Genomic DNA, 2,931 nt, shown 5'->3' with positions numbered 1-2,931 from the left:
GTAGCGAAAACTATTTTGGGTTATATGGTCAAGTGACCAAGCGTGCACGGTGGATGCCTTGGCAGTCAGAGGCGATGAAGGACGTGGTAATCTGCGAAAAGCTCGGGGGAGTTGATAAACAAACTTTGATCCCGAGATGTCCGAATGGGGAAACCCACCCGCTTGCGGGTATCGTTAAGTGAATACATAGCTTAACGAGGCAAACCCGGGGAACTGAAACATCTAAGTACCCGGAGGAAAAGAAATCAACCGAGATTCCCTTAGTAGCGGCGAGCGAACGGGGATTAGCCCTTAAGTTGATTTGGTGTTAGTAGAAGGCTCTGGAAAGTGCCGCCGTAGTGGGTGATAGCCCCGTATACGAAAACGCCTTATCAATGAAATCGAGTAAGACGGGACACGTGTTATCCTGTTTGAATATGGGGGGACCATCCTCCAAGGCTAAATACTCCTGACTGACCGATAGTGAACCAGTACCGTGAGGGAAAGGCGAAAAGAACCCCAGTGAGGGGAGTGAAATAGAACCTGAAACCGTGTACGTACAAGCAGTGGGAGCCGACTTCGTTCGGTGACTGCGTACCTTTTGTATAATGGGTCAACGACTTAATTTTAGTAGCAAGCTTAACCGTTTAGGGGAGGCGTAGGGAAACCGAGTCTTAATAGGGCGTTCAGTTGCTAGGATTAGACCCGAAACCGGGCGATCTATCCATGAGCAGGTTGAAGGTTGGGTAACACTAACTGGAGGACCGAACCCACGTACGTTGAAAAGTCCGGGGATGACTTGTGGATTGGAGTGAAAGGCTAATCAAGCTCGGAGATAGCTGGTTCTCCTCGAAAGCTATTTAGGTAGCGCCTCGCGTATTGCCATTGGGGGTAGAGCACTGTTTGGGCTAGGGGGTCATCCCGACTTACCAACCCCATGCAAACTCCGAATACCAATGAGTATGAGCGCGGGAGACACACGGCGGGTGCTAACGTCCGTCGTGAAAAGGGAAACAACCCAGACCGTCAGCTAAGGTCCCAAAGTTACAGTTAAGTGGGAAACGATGTGGGAAGGCTTAGACAGCTAGGAGGTTGGCTTAGAAGCAGCCATCCTTTAAAGAAAGCGTAATAGCTCACTAGTCGAGTCGGCCTGCGCGGAAGATATAACGGGGCTCAAACTGTACACCGAAGCTACGGGTTTACACTATGTGTAAGCGGTAGAGGAGCGTTCTGTAAGCCGTTGAAGGTCAAGCTGTAAGGCAGGCTGGAGGTATCAGAAGTGCGAATGTTGACATGAGTAACGATAAAGGGAGTGAAAACCTCCCTCGCCGGAAGACCAAGGGTTCCTGTCCCATGCTAATCAGGGCAGGGTGAGTCGGCCCCTAAGGCGAGGCTGAAAAGCGTAGTCGATGGGAAACGGGTTAATATTCCCGTACCGATGTATATTGCGATGGAGAGACGGAGAAGGCTAGGCCAGCACGGCGATGGTTGTCCGTGTTTAAGATGGTAGGCTGAGTACTTAGGCAAATCCGGGTACTTAAGGCCGAGAGTTGATGACGAGTCCTCTTTTGGACGAAGTGGTTGATGCCATGCTTCCAGGAAAAACTTCTAAGCTTCAGATATACATTGACCGTACCCCAAACCGACACAGGTGGTCAGGTAGAGAATACCAAGGCGCTTGAGAGAACTCGGGTGAAGGAACTAGGCAAAATGGCACCGTAACTTCGGGAGAAGGTGCGCCGGCCGATGTGAAGGACTTGCTCCGTAAGCATCAGTCGGTCGAAGATACCAGGTGGCTGCGACTGTTTATTAAAAACACAGCACTCTGCAAACACGAAAGTGGACGTATAGGGTGTGACGCCTGCCCGGTGCTTGAAGGTTAATTGATGGGGTTAGCGTAAGCGAAGCTCTTGATCGAAGCCCAAGTAAACGGCGGCCGTAACTATAACGGTCCTAAGGTAGCGAAATTCCTTGTCGGGTAAGTTCCGACCTGCACGAATGGCGTAACGATGGCCACACTGTCTCCACCCGAGACTCAGTGAAATTGAAATCGCAGTGAAGATGCTGTGTATCCGCGGCTAGACGGAAAGACCCCGTGAACCTTTACTATAGCTTCACAGTGAACTTTGAACCTACTTGTGTAGGATAGGTGGGAGGCTTTGAAGTGCAGACGCCAGTTTGCATGGAGCCAATCTTGAAATACCACCCTGGTATGTTTGAGGTTCTAACTCAGGTCCCTTATCGGGATCGAGGACACTGTGTGGTGGGTAGTTTGACTGGGGCGGTCTCCTCCCAAAGAGTAACGGAGGAGCACGAAGGTGCGCTCAGCATGGTCGGAAATCATGCACAGAGTGTAAAGGCAAAAGCGCGCTTAACTGCGAGACAGACACGTCGAGCAGGTACGAAAGTAGGTCTTAGTGATCCGGTGGTTCTGTATGGAAGGGCCATCGCTCAACGGATAAAAGGTACTCCGGGGATAACAGGCTGATACCGCCCAAGAGTTCACATCGACGGCGGTGTTTGGCACCTCGATGTCGGCTCATCACATCCTGGGGCTGAAGCCGGTCCCAAGGGTATGGCTGTTCGCCATTTAAAGTGGTACGCGAGCTGGGTTTAGAACGTCGTGAGACAGTTCGGTCCCTATCTGCCGTGGACGTTTGAGATTTGAGAAGAGTTGCTCCTAGTACGAGAGGACCGGAGTGAACGAACCTCTGGTGTTCCGGTTGTCACGCCAGTGGCATTGCCGGGTAGCTACGTTCGGACGGGATAACCGCTGAAAGCATCTAAGCGGGAAGCCTCCTTCAAGATAAGATCTCACTGGCACTTAAAGTGCCCTAAAGAGCCGTTCGAGACTAGGACGTTGATAGGTTGGGTGTGTAAGCGTTGTGAGGCGTTGAGCTAACCAATACTAATTGCTCGTGAGGCTTGACCATATAACACCAAAGTGGTTTT

The 2,931-nt window shown here is 51.2% G+C and carries 1 rRNA gene; it reads left to right on the top strand.

The window, feature by feature from the left end:
- Positions 1-26 precede the first annotated feature (26 nt).
- Positions 27-2,912: ribosomal RNA gene (locus MAQ5080_RS17065) — 23S ribosomal RNA — on the top strand.
- Positions 2,913-2,931: the final 19 nt, after the last annotated feature.

It is taken from the genome of Marinomonas aquimarina, assembly GCF_900089755.1.
In the GTDB taxonomy this organism is placed as follows: Bacteria; Pseudomonadota; Gammaproteobacteria; order Pseudomonadales; family Marinomonadaceae; genus Marinomonas; species Marinomonas aquimarina.
This window is presented reverse-complemented; position numbering and strand designations above follow the sequence as displayed.